The organism is Bacillus paranthracis, from assembly GCF_024296885.1.
GTDB classification, from domain to species: Bacteria; Bacillota; Bacilli; order Bacillales; family Bacillaceae_G; genus Bacillus_A; species Bacillus_A paranthracis.
In genome coordinates this window covers 465561-491269 of the sequence record NZ_CP101135.1, presented here as the reverse complement: position 1 = coordinate 491269, position 25709 = coordinate 465561, and the positions used below count along the sequence as shown (strand labels likewise).

At 36.0% G+C, this 25709-nt stretch carries 26 protein-coding genes and 1 other annotated feature; of the genes, 6 read left to right on the top strand and 20 right to left on the bottom strand.

Going from position 1 to position 25709, the window contains the following annotated elements; translation table 11 throughout:
- Positions 1-3: 3 nt before the first annotated feature.
- Positions 4-519, bottom strand: a complete 516-nt coding sequence (locus tag NLJ82_RS02490) for a DUF4075 domain-containing protein (RefSeq protein WP_001085393.1) — start codon at positions 517-519, stop codon at positions 4-6.
- A 53-nt stretch (positions 520-572) separates the two neighbouring features.
- On the bottom strand, positions 573-1037 hold the full coding sequence (locus NLJ82_RS02485) for a low molecular weight protein-tyrosine-phosphatase (protein ID WP_000250902.1): 465 nt from the start codon (positions 1035-1037) through the stop codon (positions 573-575).
- Between the two features lie 174 nt (positions 1038-1211).
- Here NLJ82_RS02485 and NLJ82_RS02480 point away from each other — a divergent pair, with 174 nt between their 5' ends.
- Positions 1212-1436: a DUF1128 domain-containing protein gene (locus NLJ82_RS02480; protein ID WP_000366197.1), complete on the top strand. Its 225-nt coding sequence runs from the start codon at positions 1212-1214 to the stop codon at positions 1434-1436.
- Between the two features lie 190 nt (positions 1437-1626).
- Positions 1627-4293 (top strand): cation-translocating P-type ATPase, encoded by a 2667-nt coding sequence (locus NLJ82_RS02475; protein WP_000073720.1) that lies wholly within the window; start codon positions 1627-1629, stop codon positions 4291-4293.
- A gap of 126 nt (positions 4294-4419) precedes the next feature.
- On the opposite strand, the gene NLJ82_RS02470 is transcribed toward NLJ82_RS02475, so the two are convergent.
- From NLJ82_RS02470 to NLJ82_RS02440, 7 genes are all read right to left on the bottom strand, one after another.
- Positions 4420-5502 (bottom strand): toxic anion resistance protein, encoded by a 1083-nt coding sequence (locus NLJ82_RS02470; protein WP_001064413.1) that lies wholly within the window; start codon positions 5500-5502, stop codon positions 4420-4422.
- A gap of 18 nt (positions 5503-5520) precedes the next feature.
- Positions 5521-7152 (bottom strand): YceG family protein, encoded by a 1632-nt coding sequence (locus NLJ82_RS02465; RefSeq protein WP_000492875.1) that lies wholly within the window; start codon positions 7150-7152, stop codon positions 5521-5523.
- Positions 7153-7259: 107 nt separating this feature from the next.
- Positions 7260-8051 carry a TerC family protein gene (locus NLJ82_RS02460; protein ID WP_000025699.1) on the bottom strand — a complete coding sequence of 264 codons (792 nt, stop codon included), beginning with the start codon at positions 8049-8051 and terminating at the stop codon, positions 7260-7262.
- Between the two features lie 72 nt (positions 8052-8123).
- On the bottom strand, positions 8124-8702 hold the full coding sequence (locus NLJ82_RS02455; protein WP_001007533.1) for a TerD family protein: 579 nt from the start codon (positions 8700-8702) through the stop codon (positions 8124-8126).
- A 79-nt stretch (positions 8703-8781) separates the two neighbouring features.
- Positions 8782-9366, bottom strand: a complete 585-nt coding sequence (locus NLJ82_RS02450) for a TerD family protein (RefSeq protein WP_000146722.1) — start codon at positions 9364-9366, stop codon at positions 8782-8784.
- A 23-nt stretch (positions 9367-9389) separates the two neighbouring features.
- Positions 9390-9986, bottom strand: a complete 597-nt coding sequence (locus tag NLJ82_RS02445) for a TerD family protein (protein WP_001121583.1) — start codon at positions 9984-9986, stop codon at positions 9390-9392.
- A gap of 128 nt (positions 9987-10114) precedes the next feature.
- The gene (locus NLJ82_RS02440) at positions 10115-10993 is read right to left on the bottom strand and encodes an ROK family protein (RefSeq protein ID WP_000666105.1); all 879 of its coding nucleotides are present in this window, start codon (positions 10991-10993) and stop codon (positions 10115-10117) included.
- 202 nt (positions 10994-11195) lie between these two features.
- Here NLJ82_RS02440 and NLJ82_RS02435 point away from each other — a divergent pair, with 202 nt between their 5' ends.
- Positions 11196-12335, top strand: a complete 1140-nt coding sequence (locus tag NLJ82_RS02435; protein ID WP_254754628.1) for an LPXTG cell wall anchor domain-containing protein — start codon at positions 11196-11198, stop codon at positions 12333-12335.
- Positions 12336-12452: 117 nt separating this feature from the next.
- On the opposite strand, the gene proS is transcribed toward NLJ82_RS02435, so the two are convergent.
- Both proS and NLJ82_RS02425 read right to left on the bottom strand, forming a co-directional pair.
- Positions 12453-13883 carry a proline--tRNA ligase gene (proS, locus tag NLJ82_RS02430; RefSeq protein ID WP_001040947.1) on the bottom strand — a complete coding sequence of 477 codons (1431 nt, stop codon included), beginning with the start codon at positions 13881-13883 and terminating at the stop codon, positions 12453-12455.
- Positions 13884-13930: 47 nt separating this feature from the next.
- Positions 13931-14136: a binding site (T-box leader), on the bottom strand.
- 93 nt (positions 14137-14229) lie between these two features.
- Positions 14230-14523 carry a YesK-like family protein gene (locus NLJ82_RS02425; protein WP_000383851.1) on the bottom strand — a complete coding sequence of 98 codons (294 nt, stop codon included), beginning with the start codon at positions 14521-14523 and terminating at the stop codon, positions 14230-14232.
- A 153-nt stretch (positions 14524-14676) separates the two neighbouring features.
- On the opposite strand from NLJ82_RS02425, the gene NLJ82_RS02420 reads away from it, so the two are divergent.
- On the top strand, positions 14677-15990 hold the full coding sequence (locus NLJ82_RS02420; RefSeq protein WP_000356448.1) for an alkaline phosphatase family protein: 1314 nt from the start codon (positions 14677-14679) through the stop codon (positions 15988-15990).
- Positions 15991-16098: 108 nt separating this feature from the next.
- Positions 16099-17382, top strand: coding sequence for an MFS transporter (locus NLJ82_RS02415; RefSeq protein WP_000738822.1), 1284 nt, complete (start codon positions 16099-16101; stop codon positions 17380-17382).
- Between the two features lie 36 nt (positions 17383-17418).
- Here NLJ82_RS02415 and NLJ82_RS02410 read toward each other — a convergent pair whose 3' ends face one another.
- From NLJ82_RS02410 to NLJ82_RS02375, 8 genes are all read right to left on the bottom strand, one after another.
- The gene (locus tag NLJ82_RS02410) at positions 17419-17811 is read right to left on the bottom strand and encodes a hypothetical protein (protein WP_000514010.1); all 393 of its coding nucleotides are present in this window, start codon (positions 17809-17811) and stop codon (positions 17419-17421) included.
- A 12-nt stretch (positions 17812-17823) separates the two neighbouring features.
- Entirely contained in the window at positions 17824-18075 is a 252-nt protein-coding gene (locus tag NLJ82_RS02405; protein ID WP_001996603.1) for a helix-turn-helix transcriptional regulator, read from the bottom strand.
- Positions 18076-18131: 56 nt separating this feature from the next.
- Positions 18132-19364 carry an MFS transporter gene (locus NLJ82_RS02400; protein WP_000992578.1) on the bottom strand — a complete coding sequence of 411 codons (1233 nt, stop codon included), beginning with the start codon at positions 19362-19364 and terminating at the stop codon, positions 18132-18134.
- A gap of 65 nt (positions 19365-19429) precedes the next feature.
- Positions 19430-20011, bottom strand: a complete 582-nt coding sequence (locus tag NLJ82_RS02395) for a TetR/AcrR family transcriptional regulator (protein WP_001254444.1) — start codon at positions 20009-20011, stop codon at positions 19430-19432.
- 80 nt (positions 20012-20091) lie between these two features.
- Complete coding sequence (locus NLJ82_RS02390; RefSeq protein ID WP_000817979.1) at positions 20092-20235, bottom strand: hypothetical protein; 144 nt, start codon at positions 20233-20235, stop codon at positions 20092-20094.
- A 126-nt stretch (positions 20236-20361) separates the two neighbouring features.
- The gene (locus tag NLJ82_RS02385; protein ID WP_000394365.1) at positions 20362-20607 is read right to left on the bottom strand and encodes a hypothetical protein; all 246 of its coding nucleotides are present in this window, start codon (positions 20605-20607) and stop codon (positions 20362-20364) included.
- Between the two features lie 13 nt (positions 20608-20620).
- Positions 20621-20935: a thioredoxin family protein gene (locus tag NLJ82_RS02380; protein WP_000787596.1), complete on the bottom strand. Its 315-nt coding sequence runs from the start codon at positions 20933-20935 to the stop codon at positions 20621-20623.
- Positions 20936-20945: 10 nt separating this feature from the next.
- Positions 20946-21317, bottom strand: coding sequence for a DnaJ family domain-containing protein (locus NLJ82_RS02375; RefSeq protein WP_000382354.1), 372 nt, complete (start codon positions 21315-21317; stop codon positions 20946-20948).
- Between the two features lie 354 nt (positions 21318-21671).
- Between NLJ82_RS02375 and NLJ82_RS02370 the strand changes: the two genes are divergently transcribed.
- Positions 21672-23696, top strand: coding sequence for a glycosyl hydrolase family 18 protein (locus NLJ82_RS02370; RefSeq protein WP_000837171.1), 2025 nt, complete (start codon positions 21672-21674; stop codon positions 23694-23696).
- 456 nt (positions 23697-24152) lie between these two features.
- On the opposite strand, the gene NLJ82_RS02365 is transcribed toward NLJ82_RS02370, so the two are convergent.
- Positions 24153-25697 (bottom strand): ABC-F family ATP-binding cassette domain-containing protein, encoded by a 1545-nt coding sequence (locus NLJ82_RS02365; RefSeq protein ID WP_000025936.1) that lies wholly within the window; start codon positions 25695-25697, stop codon positions 24153-24155.
- Positions 25698-25709 lie beyond the last annotated feature (12 nt).

Genomic DNA, 25709 nt, shown 5'->3' with positions numbered 1-25709 from the left:
TGGTTAAACGCTTTTCTTCTCTTCTTTATCTTGCTTCAACTCAATGTACGCTTCAGTTTTTTTTTCCTCTACATTGGAGTCTTTCATAAATAGTTCACGCGCTTCTTTCATACCGCCATCTTCAGCAACTACCGGCTCTTCTTCTGCTTTCAGTTCATCTACTTTTGGAGAAACAGCTTGAATTTCAATCGTTTCTGGCTTCTCTGCTGGCTCAACCTTTTTCTTACTAAAAATTTCTTTCGTTTCTTTTAACGTCTCTACAACAGACGGCGTCAATTTTTTAATTTCTGCTACTTTTGCTTTCACTACATTTAAATCAGCAAGTTCGCGTCCTTTATCTGTAACAGTTTGCACTTTTTCTTTGATTTTTGCATTTTCACCAATTTCAATCATCTTTGTTTTTGCTTTTTCTGCAGTATTTTTTACTTTTTCACGGTTTTCTTTCTTCAACATAGATACAGCTACACCTGCAGCTACACCAATCGCAATGTTTCGAGCAATATTATTTTTCTTTGCCATATTCCTTCACCCTTTCATTTCTTATGTTAGAAAGTATTTCTTTCTAAGCTTCCTCATATTCCTTGTTCTTTTCGAATGAAAGCTAATAGCTTTGCACACCCTTCTGTTACAAGGTCATATACTTCTTGGAAATTCCCTGTATAGTAAGGGTCGGGAACGTCTGTCCAGCCACCGTCTGGAACAAAATCGGACAGCCTACCAATATAGCCTCCAGTTTTACCTAAACTTTTTAAATCTGCTATATTCTTGTTGTCCATGGCAATAATATAATCAAACTTTGTTAAGTCTTCTTTTTCTACTTGCCTTGCTTTAATTCCTTCAAAAGTGACTGCATTTTCTTTTAAAATTTTTTGTGTTCCTTTATGTGGCGGATGGCCAACATGCCAATCTCCAGTTCCTGCAGAATCAATGACAATTTTCTCTTCGAGTTCCTCTTTTACGACAAGATCTCGAAAAATCGCTTCTGCCATCGGAGAACGGCAAATATTCCCAAGACAAACAAACAATACTTGAACCATATTTTTGTTTCTTCCTTTCTTGGTGCATTTCTTTATATATACTTATAGTATAAACAACCAATTAGTGAATATAAAGGAAATCCCTACTAATTTAATAGGATTGAAAAGATTCATTAACGAAAATGATAAAAAATGTTAAGATAGCCTTATGTTATTTTAAAGGGGGACACTTCGGTGGATTTATCCGTAAAGTCAGAAGAAAACGTTGAATATATGGTTGAAGCTATTAAAGAAAAATTACGTATGGTTAATGCTGGAGCGATGAGAGCTGCTAGCTTTAATGAAGAAATGTACGAAGACTTACGTGACATTTATGAGCATGTTATGAAACGTGAAACATTCAGCATTAGTGAAATGCAAGCTATTACAGAAGAATTAGGTACATTAATTAAAAAGTAAAGGAGCCTCGTTTATGAGGCTCTTTTTTACTTCCAACAAATTCATGACAACTCTTCTCTTTCCCTCAATCAACTGTAAAATATTGTACAATAGAAGTAGAACCTCACCTTAGATTTTTTCTCCATACATACTACTCACAAATAATAGCAACACTACCATTGCTAACTGTTTTTACTGGAGGTGCTTACTTATGAGCAATTGGTACAGTAAGACGAAAGATCAAACATTAATCGACCTAGAAACAAACGAACAACACGGTTTAACAGAAGAAATTGTAAATGGACGTTTAAAGCAATACGGTTCTAATGAATTAGCTACAAAACAAAAACGCACTTTATGGCAGCGTATTTTCGCCCAAATTAATGACGTCCTCGTATATGTCCTTATTATTGCTGCCCTTATTTCAGCCTTTGTAGGTGAATGGGCTGATGCAAGTATTATTGCGCTCGTTGTAGTTTTAAATGCTGTTATCGGTGTCGTCCAAGAATCGAAAGCAGAACAAGCTTTAGAGGCATTGAAAAAGATGGCGACACCTAAAGCTATCGTCAAGCGAGATGGTGAACTAAAAGAAATTCCATCTGAGCACGTCGTTCCAGGTGATATCGTTATGCTCGACGCCGGACGATATATCCCATGCGATTTACGCCTGATCGAAACCGCAAATTTAAAAGTTGAAGAATCTGCTCTAACTGGTGAATCTGTCCCTGTTGATAAAGATGCAATCTACCACCCTTCCATGCAAAGTGATGAACAAGTACCACTCGGTGATCAAAAGAATATGGCCTTTATGTCTACTCTTGTTACATATGGACGAGGCGTTGGTGTTGCTGTTGAAACTGGAATGAACTCACAAATTGGTAAGATTGCTACCTTGTTACATGAAGCAGACGATGATATGACACCACTTCAAAAAAGCTTAGCACAAGTCGGAAAGTATTTAGGCTTTGTTGCTGTAGCTATTTGTATCGTGATGTTTCTCATCGGCTTTTTACAAGGACGAGATACACTAGAAATGTTTATGACTGCAATTAGTTTAGCCGTTGCAGCTATTCCAGAAGGTTTGCCAGCTATCGTTTCCATCGTTCTTGCAATTGGTGTGCAGCGTATGATTAAACAAAATGTTATCATTCGGAAACTACCAGCTGTTGAAGCTCTCGGTTCTGTCACAATTATTTGTTCAGATAAAACAGGTACGTTAACACAAAATAAAATGACCGTTACTCACTTTTATAGTGATAACACATACGATCAATTAGAAAATTTAAACGTAAATAATGATGTGCAACGTCTATTGTTAGAAAATATGGTGCTATGTAATGATGCATCTTACAATAATGACTCACAAACGGGAGACCCGACTGAAATTGCTCTTCTCGTTGCCGGGAGCACCTTTAATATGCAAAAAGATCATTTAGAAAAAATACATGAACGTGTAAATGAGCTACCTTTTGATTCAGATCGTAAAATGATGTCAACCGTGCATACATATGATGAAAGCTACTATAGCATGACGAAAGGTGCTATCGATAAACTCTTACCTCGATGTACCCACATATTTAAAAACGGTAAAATCGAGGTTCTAACAGATGCTGATAAAGATCAAATATTAGAAGCCGCTGGGTCAATGTCTCAAGAAGCTTTAAGAGTACTTTCATTCGCATTTAAACAATACAATTCAAACGATGTGGATATAGATCATCTCGAAGAAAATCTCATCTTTATTGGTCTTGTCGGTATGATTGATCCACCGCGAACTGAAGTAAAAGATTCAATTACAGAATGTAAAAAAGCCGGTATTCGCACAGTTATGATTACTGGTGACCATAAAGATACCGCCTTTGCAATTGCTAAAGAACTTGGCATCGCTGAAGAAATATCTGAAATTATGATTGGAACTGAATTAGACAACATTTCAGATACAGAACTAGCAAACAAAATTGATCGCTTACATGTATTCGCTAGAGTCTCTCCAGAACATAAAGTAAAGATCGTAAAAGCATTACGTGCAAAAGGCAATATCGTTTCTATGACTGGTGATGGCGTCAATGACGCTCCATCTTTAAAACAAGCAGATGTTGGCGTAGCGATGGGCATTACAGGAACAGATGTTGCAAAAGGGGCAGCGGATGTCGTATTAACAGATGATAATTTCTCATCTATCGTGAAAGCTGTTGAGGAAGGTAGAAACATTTATCGTAACATAAAAAAATCAATTCTCTTCCTACTCTCTTGTAACTTCGGAGAAATTATCACTTTATTTTTAGCCATTTTACTCGGCTGGGCAACACCACTACGACCTATTCACATTTTGTGGGTGAATTTAATTACAGATACGCTGCCTGCATTATCACTTGGGGTTGATCCTGAAGATCCTGATGTGATGAAGGAAAAACCACGACATGCGAAAGAAAGCTTATTTAGTGGTAGCGTTCCTTTCCTTATTTTCAATGGGGTTGTCATTGGCCTTTTGACGCTAATAGCCTTTATCGCCGGAGCAAAGTTCTATACTGGAGATACACATCTATTCCCTCTTTTCCCAGAGCAAATTGATGAGGATGCTCTATTACACGCTCAAACGATGGCATTTGTCGTTCTTAGTTTTTCTCAGCTCGTTCATTCATTTAACTTACGTTCAAGAACGAAATCAATTTTTTCAATTGGGATTTTTACAAATAAATATTTAGTCTTCTCCCTTCTTATCGGTGTTCTTATGCAAGTTTGTATCATCTCCATCCCGCCCCTTGCAAATGTATTCGGTGTGCATGCATTAACAATGCGAGATTGGGGATTTGTTCTCTTATTAAGTATCATTCCGCTTGTTGTGAATGAAATCATTAAATTAGTGAAGAAAAACTAAAAGGCAATGAGGACTATTCCTCATTGCCTTTTCATTTACCCCACTATTCACCGGCAGTAAACATCCGATCGGTGAAGGCTAATAATCAGCGGGAATGAACAAAACCCCACTGATTAAAGTTTCACTTTATCCTTGTAATTCTTTTTTAATGTTCTCTGTTAATGTAGCCATACGTTTGCGGCTTTCTTCACGCTCACGTTTATTTTGTTCTTCAATTTGTTGTGTTTCTTGCATACCTCTTGAAATAATGTTCCAAGTTTCCTCAAGTGTTTCCATCTTAATACTAGAAGAACCTGATAACCTCGCTACTTCCACACTTTGCGTCGCGATATTTTGTGCATTTTTCTTAAGTAATTCATTTGTACGGCGATCCAGTTCAGCCATAGAATCTGCAACAAGCTTTTGACGCTTCGCATTTACCGCTTGAATGATACCATTTTTAAAGATAGGAATCGTTGTAATAAATGCTGTATTGATTTTACCAATTAATTTATTATTACCACGTTGAATCATACGAATTTGTGGTGCTGTAAGTAACGCAACCATACGTGCTTTTTCTAAATCATCAATACGCTGTTCTAAAATTTCAACAGAGTTTTTAAGCGACTCTAATTCAATACCTGCTAATTGATCATTATTACGTACACGCTCTTCATACATCGGAACTAACTCTGTATTTAAACGCTCTAATAACATTTCTCCTGCTACTACGTATTTTTCTAAGTCTAAATAATATTTTAAGTTTTGCTCATACAAACCATCTAACGTACCAATTGATTTTTTCATTTCATCTTGATACTTTGTAATTTCCACATACACTTTATCAATTTCACGGCCCATCGTTTGATATTTGCTAAAGATTTGTTCAATCATTTTATCCGCTTTTTTGAACATACGTGAGAAGAAACCGCTTTTCTCTTCCGCAAAGTCTTTGCTATCGAATCGGTCCATAATTTTACCAAGCTGTTTTAATAATTCACCAGAATCTTCTATCTTTGATAATGACATCGTATGTAAAATTTGATCAGCAAAACGTGAAATTTCCATAGAAGGTTCTTTTCCAAGTTCAATTAATTCTAATTGATCTTTAATATCTACCGCATTATAAATACGTTGTACATCCGCATCTTGTCTAAGTTGCAAGCGAACATCTTGTGCTGTTTGCTCATTTAATTCTGTTTTCGAATCTAGTACGACTGGGTTATTCATATGGTATTCTCCCTTTCCTTATAAAAATGGACGAAATAGTCCTTTTATTGTTTGTGATAAATTTTTATAGGCTGATGAACCATGAAACTCAAGATCGAAATTAACTTCTTCAAGCCAATGTGAATCAAATGCCCCCGCTTCAATATATGGTTCAATATCGTTTCTTCCCGTTGGATTGAAATGGAATACATCTACTCCAATTTGATTTAAAAATAGTAATAAAACAGCATCAGAACGAGTTAACTCTCCACTCTTCTCATTATTAAATATAACAATTTTCGGTACATCTTGTGAATAATCAAATTTCTCAAGCTGTTCTAAAATATTCGGTGGTATTTGAGAAAGTTGCGCGAAAACATATAGCGCTACATCTTGTTTCGTCTCTTTTGCAATTGGTTTACACATTTCGCTTTCACACGTATGGATAATCGCTTCTGCAATACCATGTTGTAATCCTTCTGGCAATCGTTTGTGTGGCCACCAATGACTGTTCATAATTAAATCTGGATGCAATTTCCCCCCACGGTCTAATGCATCTCGATAATGGTATTGGAAATTTGCTTTTTGTTCTTTCGTAAACGGAAATGTATTAATTAATAAACTGTTATCAAATGATGTAACAGCCTTTAATCGTTGAAAATACTCTTTATCATTCTTTGAAACACCTGATATTTTCGCAAATAAAGAAGGGATATAAATGTGTTTATTTTCAACAAAGAATGTCGGGCGTACAAACGCCTTTTCTTTCGTAATTAAAAATAGTTCATCGTATGTTGTTTTTAACGTACGAGCTACAGGTGTATAGGAACGGAATTGCCACGGCTTGTATAATAATGAATTATCGTGGTGAAGTACTTGTTCAATTTCTTTTGAAGCTTGATATGCCACTGTTGCAACACGCTCGCGGCGGCGATCTGGAAATGGCTCAAGAGAAATGCGACTTGGATGAGACACAATAAAACTTCTTCCTTCCTCATCAACATTCTCAAATCCATCTTTTCCTTCTGGGTGATAATAAAGTACATCGCAGCCGAGCATAATAAGAAAGTATAAGAAATATATACGGCTTTCCTGTGCATCACCGTACCAAACAATACGCGGCATTTGTTTCTTATAGTTAGTCGTAGAGAACCACTTCGCTACGTAATTTTCGCTTAATTTAATCATGTCGATTAAGAAACGACGGAAGCCTTCTGTCTTTAAAGATTGATTATGTTGTTTCTCATATAATTTCAATACAGAAATAAATGTCGTATGTATATAATGTTGTAAATCAGGATTATCTACTTTCGGCAAAAGTTGTTTCCCAGATAAGTGTGCCACTAGCCTATTTACTGTTAGGCCATTTGGTGCTTCTTGATGTAATCCGAACACTTCTTGAATGTGACGAAGTTTTTCCGAATCGATTACTTTATTTAAATTTTGTTCATGTAAAACTTCAATTCCTTTCGCTTCACTATAATCAAATAGTTCATTGAAATATTCATCTACATCATTAGGAACGCCAAGGATTCGACATGCTATATAACTAAATTTCATCTCATTCTCTGTCAGCTCATATTGTGGACGTTTTTCTAAAAGCGTTTCAAATTGCTTTAAATCTGATTCATCTTTTAATGCATATGGTTGAAGTGTAAAACGTGAAAACACAACAGTTCACCTCCAAAAACATTTACTTTTTCTAAGTCTTTCTTCTATTATAAACTATTTCTGTCTATAAAAAATGGGCGCTCGTAAAACGAGCAAACCCATTTCAATTATTTATTGTCTTCTTTAGTAGCTGCAACTTCTTCTTTAGCTTGTCCAGAATTCTTCATGTAGTGAAGTATAAATGTTGCTCCAAATGCTACAACTAAAATAATGAAGAACACTGTATGGCTTATTTCAATATGAATGACAGACAATAACATTTTTGCTGCGATAATTAAGATTAAAATATATGCTGTCGTTTCAAGTTCTGGAATACGCTCTAACAATTTTAAGAATACACCAGCGATACCGCGCATCATTAAAATACCGAGCATTCCACCTAATAATAGAATCCAAACTTCATTTGATACACCAAATGCAGCAAGTACGCTATCTACAGAGAATGCGATATCCATTAATTCAACCATCGCAACTGTTCCCCAGAAGACACCAAACATTCTGAAGAGAACACTGTTTTGGTTCATACCATGAGCTTCCTCTTCTTCTGCATTACCTTTTCGTTTATCAATAAAGTATTTAACTGAAAGCCATGCTAAGTAAAGTGCACCTAACACTTTTACCCATGCTAATTTAATTAAGAACATTCCAATTCCAATTGCGATAAATCGAAATACATAAGCTCCAATAAGTCCATAGAATAATGCTTTTTTACGTTTTTCTTCCGGAAGGTGTTTTACCATTACCGCTAATACAAGTGCGTTATCAGCAGATAACAATCCTTCAAGTACAACAAGTGTACCTATTAATCCCCAAGATACTGGATCCTGCAACACTTTAATCCACATGTCCAAGTCGAAAAATTGAGCATACGTATCAAGGATTCCTTGCAAAATACTCATCTTACCTTTATCCCCTATTCTTTGCTAGATTTATAGAAAGGTCAAAAAAAGGAAACGAATATCGTTTCCTTCCTATGCATCCAAGCCATACGCTCTTACAAGCGCACCTAAGCCACCTTGGAATCCGCTTCCTACTGCATTAAACTTCCACTGTCCATTATGACGGTATAATTCACAAAAGACAACTGCTGTTTCGATGGAGAAATCTTCCCCTAAATCAAAACGAAGAACTTCTTCATTCGTTTCTTCATTCGCTAAACGAACGAACGCATTCCCTACTTGTCCAAAGTTTTGACTACGGCCTTCTGCATCATAAATTGTAACTGTAATAGCAATTTTGTGCACATCTGCTGGAACTTTCTTTAAGTCCACAACAAGTTGTTCATCGTCACCTTCACCTTCACCTGTGCGGTTATCTCCTGTATGTAGAACAGATCCACAAGGAGACTGTAAATTATTATAGAAGATAAAATCAGTTTCCTTTGTACATTTTCCGTTCGCATCTAATAGGAATGCTGATGCATCTAAATCGAAATCTGATCCACCGTCGTAAGATTTAATATCCCAGCCAAGACCAATTACCGCTTTTGTTAAACCAGGACTCGTCTTACCTAAATCAATCTTTTGTCCTTTTTGTAACTGAATAGCCATTTATATTCACCTCTATATTTTAATCTTAAAGAATATATCCATCCGTAAATACATATTTACGGATGGATATATAACTCTATTACTCTACGTCTAAACCAAAGTTATTACATAGAGACGCTAATCCACCTTGGAATCCACTTCCGATTGCATTGAACTTCCAGTCACCTGCATGGCGGTATAGTTCACCTACTACAACAGCTGTTTCAATAGAGAAATCTTCTCCTAAATCGTAACGAATTAACTCTGCATTCTTTTCTTCATCTAAAATACGTACGAAAGAGTTAGAAACTTGACCAAAGTTTTGGCTACGACCTTCTCCATCGTAAATTGTAATTGTGAAACAAATACGTTCGATATGTGCAGGTACATTTTTCAAATCTACTTTGATAGATTCATCATCGCCTTCACCTTCGCCAGTTCGGTTATCTCCTAGATGCTCTACAGCACCATTTGCGCCTTTTGGATTATTATAGAAAACGAAATCCTCTGCACCTGAAACTTTACCGTTCGCACCTACTAAGAAAATACTAACATCTAAATCAAAATCAGCTTGTCCATCATAACGATTTGTATCCCAACCAAGTCCTACAAGAACTTTTGAAAGACCTGGATTCGTTTTTGTTAAGTCTACCTTTTGTCCTTTTTTCAATGAAATTGATGCCATACACAATTCCTCCTCGGTTTATTTTATTGATAACGTGATACAATCTCACTTAAGTTTTTATCTTGTGTGCCTTCCCCAACAGCTGAAAACTTCCATTCACTTCCGTGGCGATACATTTCACCTGCAATTAGAGTCGTTTTGCCAGCATAATTATCCGATAAATTATAGCGTGCGAATTCTTCACCAGTTTGCGGGTTTTGAATACGAATATATGCATTACGAATCATCCCGAAATCTTGACGACGATTTACACAGTCATAAATATTTACAACGAATACTAAACGATTAATACGGCTTGGAACTTTATGTAATTCTACGAAAATTGTTTCGTCATCACCAGCGCCTTCACCTGTTAAATTATCTCCTGAATGAATAATACTACCACAAGTAGAAAGCTTGTTTCCGAAGTAAACTAAATCGTTTTTATTTAAAAAACGATCCCCTTCTAACATAACAACAGATGCATCACAATCTACATTTGGTTTACTTCCAAATAATGAAGACAGAAACCCACCTGATTGCCCAATTGGATCCCAGCCTAAGCCAACCTGTAGTTTTGCTACTTTTGGTTGTCCTTTCGTTAAATCGATCTTTTGACCTTTTTCTAAAATAATAGGCATGCAGTTTCTCCCTTTCTACAAAGCATTTTCCAAATCGGAAAATATTGTATTCTTCCCTTATATTGTAGCATTATTTACCTAGTGATAAAAAGGATAAATTCTCAGTTATATGAAAACATTCATATAATTTACTTATGATGATGTAAGAAGTGGTAAATAGAACCAATCATTCCTGCACAATTACCGTTTTGTGCAAGTTCAATCTCACAATTACTATAAATCTCCTTATTTAAGTATTTACTGATCTCTTCTTTTACTTCTTTTAAAAACTCATTTCCTCTAGCGGTAATTCCTCCACCAATAATAATTGTTTCTGGATTAAAAATATAAGCAAGATTACTAATTCCAATCGCTAAATGTTTAAAGAACACCTCAACTACTTGCGTAACTTCCCTATCTCCTTTATCATACAGTTCGAAAATCCTTTTCCCATTCCAATCACCTTCTCCTTTATATTTTCGGACAAGATGAATTAACCCTGAAACGGAAGCGACCTCTTCAAACGCTTTTCCTTCTATTAACATATTTCCCCATTCACCAGCACTAAACGAATGTCCTCTATATAACTCTCCATCTATAAAAATTGCTCCTCCAATACCAGTTCCAAGGGTGAGCATAATAAAGTTTCCTTTCTCTCTTCCACTACCATTCCACTTTTCTCCAAACGCTGCACAATTCACATCATTATCAATGGATACAGGAACTTTTAATACCGCTTGCAATCTATTCATAATAGGAATCATACTATAGCCCGGAATATGATCCACACCTCCCGTCACAATCCCTTTATTAACGTCAACAATTCCTGCCGTACTAATACCAATTCCCCAAACCTTATGTTCCCCCATTAATTTTTTTGATAAAAGAATGAGTTTTTGAATGATTTGTTCTCCGCCCAAATGAATTTCTGTTGGAACTGTTTTATGCTTTAGTACTGTTCCTGTTTCTGAAACAATTCCATATTTAATGTGTGTACCACCAATATCAAATGCAATATACTCTTTCATCTGCTGTCACTTCCTCTACTGTAATGTATGTGAAATTCCCACTACTCTACTATTATAAAGAATTTACACTAACTCTTTTCTCTCTTTAGAAATACACCACCTTTTTCTATATATAGATTTTTTTGTATAAAACTCTTTTTCCTATGAAATATTACAAAGGGATGTATTTTAGATGGAATATTAATTTTTCAGGAGGAAATCAATGAAGAAAATTTTTATTTTAGCATCAACTCTTTCTTTATCTTTTTTTAGTGGTTTAAATATTGGTAATGCAGCAACAGAAAACTTCTCTCCAGTAACAAATGCGATTATACAAAATAACGATCATTTCGCAGAAGGTAACTCAAAAGATAATAATAAACCACCAGGAAACGGTGGTTCTCAGGACGATAGTGGTTCTGGTGGCAACGGTTCTGGCGGCAACGGCTCTGATGGCAACGGTTCTGGCGGCAACGGCTCTGATGGCAATGGTTCTGGTGGCAATGGTTCTGGTGGCAATGGTTCTGGTGGCAATGGTTCTGATGGCAGTGGTTCTGGTGGCAACGGCTCGGGTGGCAATGGTTCTGATGGCAGTGGTTCTGGTGGCAACGGTTCTGGCGGCAACGGCTCTGATGGCAATGGTTCTGGTGGCAATGGCTCTAGCGGTAGCGGTTCTGATGGCAGTGGTTCTGGTGGCAACGGCTCGGGTGGCAATGGCTCTAGCGGTTCTGATGGCAGTGGTTCTGGTGGCAATGGTTCTGATGGCAACGGCTCGGGTGGCAATGGCTCTAGCGGTTCTGATGGCAGTGGTTCTGGTGGCAACAGCTCGGGTGGCAGTAGTTCTGATGGCAGTGGTTCTGGTGGCAACGGCTCGGGTGGCAATGGCTCTAGCGGTTCTGATGGCAGTGGTTCTGGTGGCAATGGTTCTGGTGGCAATGGTTCCGGCGGTAGCGGTTCTGATGGCAGTGGTTCTGGTGGCAACAGCTCGGGTGGCAGTGGTTCCGGCGGTAATGGTTCTGGTGGCAACGGCTCGGGCGGCAGTGGCTCTGGCGACAACGGCTCTGGCGGCAATGGCTCGGGTGGCAATGGCTCGGGCGGCAATCGTGGTAAAGGCGATAGCAGTTCTCAAGGGGGAAATGACTCTCATGGAGGTAACCGTGGTAAAGGCGATAGCAGTTCTCAAGGAGGAAATGGCCCTCAAGGTGGCAATAGTTCCAAAGGTGGTAACGTAAAAGATAACGCGAAAAAACAAGGCGATAAGTTACCGAATACTGCAACACATTATCCTGCATCTATTTTAATGGGACTTTCAACATTCCTAATTGGTATGTTACTATTCATTCGCCGTAAAAACGCAAAATAAAAACATATCCTTCCATCTTAAAAATACATGAAACAAATTGTAAAACTAAAAAGGACTTTGGATTGCATTTTATTATGCAGCCTAAAGTCCTTTTCATCCTTCCTATCCAAAAGAGCATTAATACGCTTTTCCCCAATACACCATTTGTTTCGCTTCTTTACCACAACAAATACATTCGTCAGCTAAATGCTCTTGCTCAAAAGGCATACAGCGAGAAGATACTCCGACTTCTTCTTTTAATTTCTCTTCACAAGCTAGTTCCCCGCACCACATCGCCTTAATAAATCCTTGCTTTTCATCAGCTACTTTTTTCATCTCTTCAAACTTCGTCACACTATACGTATTTTCATCACGAAATACTTTTGCTTTATTAAATAAAGAGTTATGAATTTCCTCAAGTAGTGCTGGAATGCGTTCTTCTAATTGATCCATTGCTATAAATTCTTTTTCTTTCGTATCTCTTCTTACAAGTACAACTTGATTCTTTTCAATATCTTTAGGGCCAACTTCTAATCGAATTGGAATACCCTTCATTTCATACTCATTAAATTTCCAACCTGGCGTTTTATTACTAGCATCTATTTTCACTCTTGCAACCTTTTGAATATGTCCTTGTAACTCTGTTGCTTTCGCTAAAACTCCTTCTTTATGCTGAGCAATCGGTACAATAACAACTTGCACTGGTGCGACTTTAGGAGGCATTACAAGCCCATTATTATCACTATGAACCATAATAAGCCCACCTATCATTCTCGTTGATACACCCCAAGATGTTTGGTGTACATATTGCCACTTACCGTTACGATCTAAAAATTTAATATCAAATGCTTCAGAGAAATTCGTTCCAAAGTTATGGGATGTTCCTGTTTGAAGTGCTTTCCCATCATGCATTAAGCTTTCAATCGTATGAGTTGCCTTTGCTCCCGCAAATTTTTCTTTTTCTGTTTTTTGTCCTTTAATTACCGGTATCGCTAAATAGTCTTCACAGAAAGAAGCATATAGATTTAAAATATTTAACGTTTCAGCTTGAGATTCTTCTGCTGTTTCATGGATTGTATGTCCCTCTTGCCATAAGAATTCCGTTGTGCGAAGAAATGGCCTCGTTGTCTTTTCCCAACGAACTACTGAACACCACTGATTATATAACTTTGGCAAATCATTATAGGATTGCACAATTTTTGAAAAGTGCTCACAGAATAAAGTTTCAGATGTAGGGCGTATACAAAGTCTTTCTGCTAATTTTTCATCCCCCCCATGTGTCACCCATGCTACTTCAGGAGCAAATCCTTCTACATGATCCTTCTCTTTTTGTAATAAGCTCTCTGGGATAAACATTGGCATATACACATTTTCATGACCGGTTGCTTTTAACTTCTCATCCATAACTTTCTGCATATTTTCCCATAAGGCATAGCCGTACGGGCGTAGAATCATACATCCTTTTACACTTGAATAATCAACAAGTTCTGCTTTTTTTACAATATCTGTGTACCACTGTGCAAAGTCCTCTTCCATCTTCGTAATCGCTTGTACTTGTTCTTTTGCCATAGTCAGTCTTCCTCCTTCTAGAAAATACAAAAAAGCCCGCGTCCCTAAATAGGGACCGAGCTTTGCCGGCGTTACCACCCTGATTCATGCACAAAATTGTGCATGCTCTCTTTTTGATAACGGGAAATTCCCGCTGCATATGCAGAACGCAAAGGTAGGTTCCATGTTGTCTTTTTAAGAATCTTTCAGCCTGACGGATTCTCTCTCTGCTAAAAAGGTTGAACATATACTAGTCCTTTTTCATCGTTATAACAAAATAAATTTGTTGAATATCATAATATAAATTTCACTTCAAAACAAGAGTGAATTTTCTTATTTTTATATATTCTTTTCATTTTTTACAGTTTTATACGTAGCTTTTTCGTGATATTTTTAAAAGTTGATGTGCAATCATACCAATAAGTGTACCAAGTAGGACGAAGAAACCAATAAACCCATACCCCATTCCTTCCCATCCACCAATAACCATCATTGTAACAGGAAAGGATGCTAAACAAAGAAGTATTAGACTAAGTGCAAATATAATATCGAACTGCTTGTCTGGAAACCGTTTCTTTAGTAAATACGAAATAGCAAATACAAGGATAATCGTGATTCCGCCAATGATGTAAAATATACCAAATCCATCTAACCAGTCCATACCATTCCCTCCTTCCATAGATTCCCTTATACTTATTATATGTTCAACTTTTCTGAAAATAAATAATAAATTTTATTTAAAAACATATTTTTATTACTAGGTATTAATAGTAGTATATAGTAATAGGTTTTATATAATTAGGAGGATTACTTTATGGATAAAGCATTAACGAATCGTGTCATCATTTTATCATTCGACTGTTTATCAGCTTTAGATTTTCCTATACTACAAAAATTACCTCACTTCCAATCTCTAATCAAAAAGGGTACGGTTGTCGAAAAAGTAGAACCAATTTATCCTTCTGTAACATACCCAAGTCACTCAACAATCGTAACTGGTAATTACCCTAATAAACATGGTGTTGTTAGCAATACGTTACTTCAACCTGGACGTGAATCACCCGATTGGCATTGGTACCGAAAATCAATACAAGGAACAACGTTATATGATGAAGCACATAAAGCAAATTTAACGACAGCTGCCCTTCTATGGCCTGTTACCGGCAGAGCAAATATTGATTACAATTTACCAGAAATCTTTCCAAATAGACCGTGGCAAAATCAAGTTTTAGTTTCATTATTTAGCGGTAGCCCGCTATATCAATTAGATTTAAATCGTCGTTTCGGCCATATACGAAATGGAGTGTCACAACCTGAACTCGATGATTTCGTACTTGCTTCTGCTGTGCATACAATCCAGACGAAAAAGCCTAATGTCATGTTTGTACATTTCACCGATTTAGACACCCAAAGACACTATCACGGCTTTGAATCAAAAGAAACAATAGCCGCAATTCATAGACATGATGAGCGACTAGGGAAAATTATTCAAGCTTTAAAAGACAGTGGACTATACGAAGAGAGCACTATTATCGCTCTTGGTGATCATAGCGCTTTAAGTGAAAACAAAGCCATTCAATTAAATGTACTATTTCATCAAAAAGGGCTTATCTCTATAAATTCAAAAGGAAAATTAGTAGACTGGAATGCTTATTGCCAAAGTTGCGATGGGTCCGCCTATGTATATGTGAAAGACAAAAACGATACCGATACAATTCGAGAAGTACAACTACTCCTTGAAGAACTGCTTCAAAATAAACAAAACGGTATTGAATTTATACTTCATGATGAGGATGCGAAGGAATGCGGTGCAGATGGTAATTGTTTATTTATGTTGGAAGCACGAGAAGGATATTATTTCACTGAAAACTATACAGGAGATTTTATAAAAGAAATTACTGAAAAAGATGTTACGCCTAGTAAAAAATATACATTTGGTACGCATGGATACTCTCCAACAAAACCTAACTATGAAACAATTTTTATAGCTGCTGGGAAAGGAATAAAAAGCGGCATTACCATACCGTATATGAGACTTATTGATGAAGGCCCAACTATCGCTAGACTACTCGGTTTACACTTAGGTGAAACAGACGGATCAATTGTAGAGGATTTACTCCAATTGTAAATAACTGTGTATATATGTAAAAGTTATGTAAAATTCATCATTGTTTCTCTTTTTATAATTTTTATTTTTGTACACTGTTAGTAGAACAAATTTGAGGGGGAACATTATATGAAAAAAATGTCCAGACAAGAAAAAAGCTGGATATTATACGATTGGGCGAACTCCGTATATTCGCTCGTCATTACAACCGCATTATTCCCAATTTACTTTAAAGCAGCTGCAAAAGAAGCCGGGTTATCTGGTGCAACTTCAACAGCATATTGGGGATATGCAAACTCGTTCGCAACACTTTTAATTTCTATACTTGCTCCTATTCTCGGCACAGTTGCTGATTATAAAGGATTTAAAAAACGATTTTTCACATTCTTCTTTGGACTCGGTATCGTATTTACAAGTATGCTAGCAGTCGTTCCAACATCTCAGTGGTACTTATTACTAGGATGCTATATGCTCGCATTAGTCGGTTTTGCTGGAGCAAACATTTTTTATGATGCATTTTTAGTAGATGTCACTTCTGAAGATAGAATGGATCGAATTTCTACAAGAGGTTTCGCTTTAGGCTATATTGGGAGTACTATTCCATTTATCGGTTGTATCGCTCTTATCATTCTTGCTCAAAAAGGAACTATCCCTTTATCAGTCGGCATTGCTAGTCAAATTTCATTTGCGATCACAGCTCTTTGGTGGGGATTATTTACAATTCCAATGCTAAAAAACGTAGAACAAACGCACTATATTGAACGTCACCCAAGACCAATTACAATGAGCTTCAAACGCCTTGCTGATACTTTTAAAAATATTAAAGAATATAAAACGGTCTTTATGTTCTTAATTGCTTACTTTTTCTATATTGATGGGGTCGATACAATTATTACTATGTCCACCGCTTACGGAACAGACCTCGGTATTAGTGCAACAAATCTATTAATCATATTATTCGTCACACAAATTGTAGCTTGTCCATTCGCTTTATTGTACGGAAAACTATCTGAGACATTTACCGGTAAAAAAATGCTATATGTCGGTATTATTATTTACATCATTATCTGCATATATGCTTATTTCTTAAAAACGACACTCGATTTCTGGATTTTAGCAATGTTAGTTGCTACTTCTCAGGGCGGGATTCAAGCACTTAGTCGTTCCTATTTTGCAAAACTAGTACCTAAAGAATCTGCAAATGAATTTTTTGGATTTTATAATATATTTGGCAAATTCGCCGCGATTATGGGTCCAGTATTAGTCGGTGTTACAACGCAATTAACAGGAAAAACAAATGCTGGTGTTCTTAGTATTATTGTGTTGTTTATTATCGGTGGATTTTTATTAACTAAGGTCCCTGAAAATAATACATCCGTTACACCACCTAATCCGAAAACTAAAACGCTATAAGAAAAAGATCCTCTTCATGCAAGAAGAGGATCTTTTTTATCTATAACGTCTTACAATTAAAAACTCAACAGCCGGCTTTACAACTATCGCAGCACATAACGCAAACAATAACGGTATGTTATGAAAATCAATCCATCTATTAAACCCTACCGATGCGAAAAACAAGCCAAAAATTAATACAACGAGTACATAATATGTAACATTGGCACTTGTTTTTAATACATGTTTTTCTAAATCATCTTTCTCCTCAGTATCCCCTTCGACGCTATGTGATGCCAAACTTTTAAATAGATAATGTAACGCGATGCTACAAATAAATAGTGCATACCAGTTTACTTGAAGTTCAGTTAACCAATAGTAAAGTGCATACACTAACGTACCTATAGCAACTAATATAGTAACGAAAAGGCTTATCTTTTCTTTCCCCAACAACTACTCCCCCTACTGCTTGTACAAAAATAGTTTATCAACAGTTGTTCCTAATACTTCCGCTAAACGAAAAGCTAACGCTAAGCTTGGATCATATTTATTATTCTCAATTGCATTTATCGTTTGTCTAGAAACCTTACATTTATCAGCTAATGCGCCTTGTGAAATATTATTTTCAGTGCGTAATTCATAGATTTGATTTTTCACACCATTTCTCCTAACCTGTAAAATCGTTTTTACATCATCAGTATATAATTGGCTCATATAGTTGTCAAAAGTTCGCCAAAGAAAAAGGGAGCACTTCTGCTCCCTTACAATAGTTATTGCGACGCTAACGAATTTGTTAGTTCCTCTTTATTAGTGACATCTTCTTTCTTTATTTGCATGCGTAGAACTGGCCCTATTGCTAATAAAATAAGTGCCATTGCTATACAAAACACAATAACTAGTGATGTCATTTCCTTTAATCCTCCAGCTAAAGCAGTACCAATTAGCATAGCTCCCATAAACAGCGGTAAAATCGTCCCATTTACTCTTCCAACCATATTTTCTGGTACAAGTTGAATCATAAGCGTACCGACAACGATATTAACACAGGCTAAACAAATACCTGTTCCAAATCTCATGAAACTAGTAATCCAAAATGATGTAGATAGCCCTTCTACTAAAAATGACATCGCTAATATGCCCATACCGAATACGAACATTTTTTTCGGGTTCACTTTTGAAGCGAAAATCGCAGCAACAATACCACCAATTAACATACCTATTCCATCAGCTGCAGCTAAATATTGAACTGCTTCCTTTTCCATTCCAAGGCGTTCTATTACAAGAAACACTTCTAATGGCGTTGTTAATCCAACAGCTAAGCCTATAATGGTGAAAGTAATTGTAATCATACGTAAATTTTTCGTATGAAGAACGTATTTCCACCCTTCTTTTATATCATTTTTTAATGAATCTCTCGCCACTTGCTCTTGTTCAACCCATTTCGGTAAAAATGAAAGAGCGATAGCAGATAACAAAAATAAAATGATTAAGCTATATAGTGACGTAAATAAACCAAGTTGTGTATACACAAGTGATCCTACCACTGGTCCAAAAATCATAAATAATGACTGTAATGTTTGGTTAAATGCAATCGCATTCGCTACCTGTTCTTCCTTTACGTAGCGCTTAAATATACGCGAAGATGATGGCTGAGAGAACTGGCCTACAATCGCGGAAGTGAGTGTTGCAAAAAATATAGCCTGCCAATAATCCAGTTTTAACAACAGGACAATTCCTATAATAGACATTACACTTAATACATCTCCAGCGACCATTGTTCTTTTCGGATTCCAGCGATCAGCTAGCGCACCACCGATAAACGAGAAAATAAAAATAGGTGCATATTCCATAACCGATAACAATGAAACGGAAACTGGATCATTATTCGTTCGCTCCATTATGAAATATAGAAGGGCCATATTTCTGATCCAAATTGCAAATTGTTGTAAAATATCAGACGCCATAACGAGCATAAATGCTCGGTTTTTAAATAAAGCGTTCATTTTCATTCCCCTTTCATAAACCGACCGTTCGGTCTAATTTATTTTATAGAAAAGCAACTGACTTATTATTCAGCTGCCATTCCTTTTAACAATACATCTATTGCCTTTTTATAAATACGTTTCAACTCTTTATAATCTAACTCGTAGTAAAGTACTCCAAGCCCTGATAATAATCCATGCACAATATACATAAGATCGCGCGTATTATCTTCACGAAACTCTCCAGACTGTATGCCTGCTTCAATTAGTTTCTCAAACATAACATATGATTCTCTAGTTAAAGCTAATAGTTCATCCAAAATCTCTTTACTTACAACTTGGCTCATAGAGAATTCCTCTATTGCATTTGAAATTGGTTGCTGTATGTCCTCTACATGATATTCCGCGAGACCATATAATTTTTCAGTATTCGTACTATACGACTTCTCTTTTTCATTCCATTTTTCAAGCCAATCATACGTATGCTGTTTTACCACAAATAAAAATAATTCTTCTTTACTTTTAAAGTGATAATAAATACTTCCTTTACTTCGTTCTGTAATTTCACAAATCTCTTCCATAGATGTAGCTGCATAGCCCTTCTGTGAAAACAGACTTTCTGCTTTATATGCAATTTCTTTCTTTATCTCTTCTGCACTTCTTCTCATATTCACACCTCTTTAAACCGACCGTTCAGTCTAATGATAACAAATTAAAAACCTCTATTACAAGAGGCTATATTCCTTATTTAAGAAAACGTACTCTCAAACCACGTTCGAATCATGTGTATAATTCCAATTTTAACTCCTAATTTAACAAGAAATACGCCTCCCGCAGCTAATAAAAATAACATTACTTTCCCCTTGTTTTTCACTTTCGGCTCCCTTTTCATTTCCATTCCCCTTAATATGTTAAAAGTATTTAATCAAACGTTTGTTTAACTGTTTTTATGCATATGTAAGCCAACTAATCAAACGTTTGTTTAAAAAGAAATACGCCTATATAAGGCGCATTTTCATCAATCACCGCCACCACCGCAGCTTCCCCCACTATCTCCACCAAAAGACCCTCCACAATCATGTGAACCTCCATCATGCGAGCTATCATTATCAGATCCAGCAAAGAAAAATAGCGGTGATGAGTTGTTAGATGAATTATGAATGTTATTTTGTTTTGTAAGATTTACCTTCTTTTTGTTTGATCGAACTGCTGTTAAGATTGTTCCAACTACAACAAATAATAGTATGACAATAATAAATTCCATATAAAAGCCTCCCCTATTCCTCGAATAATTGAATGGTTCTCTCTAGATTTTCAAGTGAAATGAAGCGCGATTCACGAAGAATCTCTTTTCCATTATGAAATAATAAAATTGTCGGTCCAGTAAATACTGCATATCGCCCTGCAACCTCTTGCATGTCTTGCAGTAATATCTCTATTTTCTCTACGTAATCATAATTCTCTAATACGTAATTTACTTTCCTTAACATGACATCACAAACACCACAATTTTCCGTTTTAATAAACAGAAGTACTAATTGTTGTTCTTCAATATATGTTACTAATTCTTCTATTGTTTCAAAGTTTTTCATCTTATCCCTCTTAACGTAGTTTATGAAATACTTTATCTTGATACATACGAAATGCTGAACTATCTTTAATCTTTCTTTTTTCCATTACTTGCTGAAAACGTAGCGTTTTTGCCGTTAACTCTTCTTTTAATTTTTTTCTCTCTTCTTCATCATAACAGCAAGCAATTAAATCCTCTATTTTTAATATATCTTTTTGTAGTTCCATTTCTGGTGGAATCATGCCCGCGTTTTTTAAAATTTTATAACTCATTCTAAGTTCTGGAGGTACCATTGAAAGGTCTTCTAATTGTAGTGGTTTTCCTTTTCCCGGAATATGATCAAGGTCTCCATTCCGTATTGCTTGTCGAATTTTTTCTTCGGCAATATTCAAAAACACATCCACATTACTCCCTCCCTTACATATTTTTACTATTATTTTACATGAAATTTCATTATCTTGCTACGCTATTACAAATTGACCTCATACAATTTTTTCTCAAATTTAACTCCAAGAAGCCCTTTCCTCTCTAATCGATATTTTATTTTCATGTGTAATCTGTATTAGAGCCATTTCATATTGAGAAAGTCTTTTCGAATTCAATAAAGCGTTTACACCAAATCTTACATTTGCTACGATTTAATCAGCTTCAGCTCCTTGTATAGACTTCGTGATGTCTGATCATTTTTATCTAGATTCATTGTGATTTATTGGCGCATGCCTTTAAATATATCTTTTACTTTGAAAGGAGAAATGACTATGAAATCAAAAAAATTTACACTGCTATTACTATCCCTACTACTCTTCTTACCTCTTTTTCTCACAAACTTTATTACTCCCAATGTCGCATTAGCAGATTCACAAAAGCAAGGTCAAAAAATTGTTGGGTATTTTCCTTCATGGGGCATTTACGGACGTAATTATCAAGTTGCAGATATTGATGCATCAAAGCTAACTCATTTAAACTATGCTTTCGCTGATATTTGCTGGAATGGAAAACATGGAAACCCTTCTACTCACCCCGATAATCCAAATAAACAAACGTGGAACTGTAAAGAATCTGGTGTACCACTGCAAAATAAAGAAGTCCCTAATGGTACTCTCGTACTCGGTGAACCATGGGCCGATGTCACAAAATCTTATCCTGGCTCAGGTACAACTTGGGAAGATTGTGATAAATACGCACGCTGCGGAAATTTCGGCGAACTAAAACGATTAAAAGCTAAGTATCCTCACTTAAAAACAATTATTTCCGTTGGTGGCTGGACTTGGTCTAACCGCTTTTCTGACATGGCCGCTGATGAAAAAACAAGAAAAGTATTCGCTGAATCTACAGTCGATTTCCTACGCGAATATGGATTTGACGGCGTTGATTTAGATTGGGAATATCCGGGCGTAGAAACGATTCCTGGTGGTAGTTATCGTCCTGAAGATAAGCAAAACTTCACCCTACTCCTTCAAGAAGTTCGAAATGCATTAACGAAAGCTGGTGCAGAAGATGGTAAACAATATTTACTAACAATTGCATCAGGTGCAAGCCAACGTTACGCTGATCATACAGAGCTAAAGAAAATCTCTCAAATACTGGATTGGATTAATATTATGACATATGATTTCCACGGTGGATGGGAAGCTACTTCTAACCATAATGCAGCTCTATACAAAGATCCAAATGACCCAGCAGCGGATACGAATTTTTACGTAGATGGTGCGATAAACATTTATACAAATGAAGGGGTTCCAGCAGATAAACTCGTATTAGGTGTACCATTTTACGGACGCGGGTGGAAAAGTTGTGGAAAAGAAAATAACGGACAATACCAACCTTGTAAACCAGGTAGTGATGGAAAGCTCGCTTCTAAAGGTACTTGGGATGACTATTCTACCGGTGATACAGGTGTGTACGATTATGGTGATTTAGCAGCTAATTATGTTAATAAAAATGGCTTTGTTCGCGGATGGAACGATGTGGCGAAAGTACCTTATTTATATAATGCAACTACAGGTACATTTATTAGCTATGATGACAACGAATCTATGAAATATAAAACAGGCTATATAAAGACAAAAGGTTTAAGTGGTGCAATGTTTTGGGAGCTTAGTGGTGACTGTCGCACAAGTCCAAAATATAGTTGTAGTGGACCAAAATTACTTGATACGTTAGTAAAAGAATTACTAGGTGGACCTATTACTCAAAAAGATATTGAGCCACCAACAAACGTAAAAAATATTGCTGTAACAAATAAAAATTCAAACTCAGTTCAATTAAACTGGACGGCATCTACTGATAACGTAGGAGTTACGGAATATGAAATTACTGCTGGAGAAGAGAAGTGGAGTACAACAACAAATAGCATTACAATTAAAAACTTAAAATCTAATACAGAATACAAATTTTCAATACTAGCAAAAGATGCTGCTGGGAATAAATCACAGCCTACTTCTATTATTGTAAAAACAGATGATGCTAACACAACACCTCCTGGTGGAAATAGCAATGCTACCTTTTCAGTCACTTCAAATTGGGGAAGTGGTTACAACTTCTCGATTGTAATTAAAAATAGTGGAACGACCTCTATTAAAAACTGGAAATTAGAATTTGATTATAACGGCAATTTAACGCAAGTTTGGGATTCTAAAATTAGTAGTAAAATAAATAGTCATTACGTAATTACGAATGCAGGATGGAATGGTGAAATTCCTCCCGGTGGATCGGTTACAATCGGAGGGGCAGGAACAGGTAATCCCGCCGAACTTGTAAATGCATCCATTAGCGAAAACTAAAGGTAACATCCCTTAATTATTTCACTAAAGTTTGAATTTAGGTTTAAGCACTCTTTCCTAAATTCAAACTTTTAATTTCATGAAAAATCACAAATTAAATTACAATAACTTATTATAATTATATTTAGTTTCTAATATGAAGTTCATGTGAAGTTCATCTGAATTTTACATGAATTTCCTTTCAGTGCTATTGTCTTCCTATAGTAATCACATTATCCTTTACATATAGGAATTATTTTTATTCCATTTCAAACTATCTATATATATAAAAGAAGATAGTCGCCTATTAGGGAAAGGCATCTAGTATTATTATAAATATAAACATAACAAAAGAAAAAGCACGCTTATAAGCGCACCATAAGAGTGCTTCTTCATACAATTCTCATGTAAGAGTTCTCGAAAATCATGTTAATCACAAAGAAAAGGCATTAGCTTATACAAGCTAATGCCTTTTCTTTATTCATATTGTTCAGCGTTCCATTCTTCTATATTCCACACTTTTGTTATCCATGCTTCATAGAAAGAAGGCTCATGTGATACAAGTAAAACGGTTCCTTTATATCGTTGTAGCGCTTCCTGCAACGCCTTCTTTGTTTCTATATCCAAATGATTAGTTGGTTCATCTAAAATTAAAACATTACTTTTCGTTACGATCAGTTCACATAAACGTACTTTCGTTTGTTCTCCGCCGCTTAATAAACGAATAGGTTTTAATACATGTTCTTCTCGCAATCCACACTTTGCTAATGCTTGGCGCACTTCTTTCTTTGTCATATCTGGTCGCTCTGCCCAAACTTTCTCTAAGGGTGTTGTTTCTGAAGCAAACTCTTCCTGGGCAAAGTACGCAGGATTTACTCGTTCTCCAACAGAAATTGAACCGCTTAGCGGCTTAATTTGACCTAATAATGTTTTTAACATCGTCGTTTTTCCAATTCCATTATGACCAATAATCGCTATCTTTTCTCCTTTTTTCACTTGTAAATTCAACTCTGGACATAAAGGATCACTATAACCTATCCTTAGTTTCTCAGCTTGCAATATACGACTCACCGGTTCCTCATAAACACTGAAATCAAAACGGGATCGAGTTACAGAATGAATCTTTTCAATCCTTTGCATTTTCTCTAATACTTTCTCTCGACTTTTAGCCTGTTTCGCTTTTCGAATTTTATTTTTTTGAATAAATATTTCTAACTGAGAGATTTCTTTTTGTTGTTTCGCATACGCCGATTGTAATTGTTTCTTTTGCACTTGGTAACTTTGCACAAACTTTTCATAGTTTCCTACGTATCGCTTCACTTTTCCTCCTTCTAGATGAAAAATAACATTTGTAATACTGTTCAAAAATAATTCGTCATGCGAAATGATTACATAAGCTTTTTCATATAGTCTCAAATATGATTGCAACCATTCTATATGAGCTGTATCTAAATAATTTGTTGGCTCATCTAGTAATAAAACATCAGCTTTTTCTAAAAGAAGCTTCCCAAGTAATAACTTTGTTCGCTGTCCCCCACTTAACTTCGATACATCCTTTTTCAAACCTATTTCAAATAAACCTAAACCGATTGCTACTTCTTCAACTTCTGTATGAATGTGATAGAAATTAGAGCTTTCCAATATAGTTTGTAATTCTCCATACTTTACTAACAGTTTTTCTACTTCTCCTGCTCCATTCATTTCTTCAGCAATTTTTAACATTTCGTATTCAATCGCATACAAATCAGCAAATGCACTTTGCAAGTATCCCTCAATTGTCATCCCTTCTTTTAAATCCATATGCTGCTGCAAGAAACCTACCTTCACATGTGGAAACCATTCAATGTTCCCATCATCATGTATAAGTTCTCCTGTTAAAATCCTTAGCAATGTTGATTTTCCAATTCCATTTTGCCCTACTACCCCAACATGCTCACCCTTCAATATTCGAAAACATGCATTATATAAAATGGTTTTCTCACCATACGAATGACTTAAATTTTCTACCGTTAATATACTCATTATTTTCTCTCC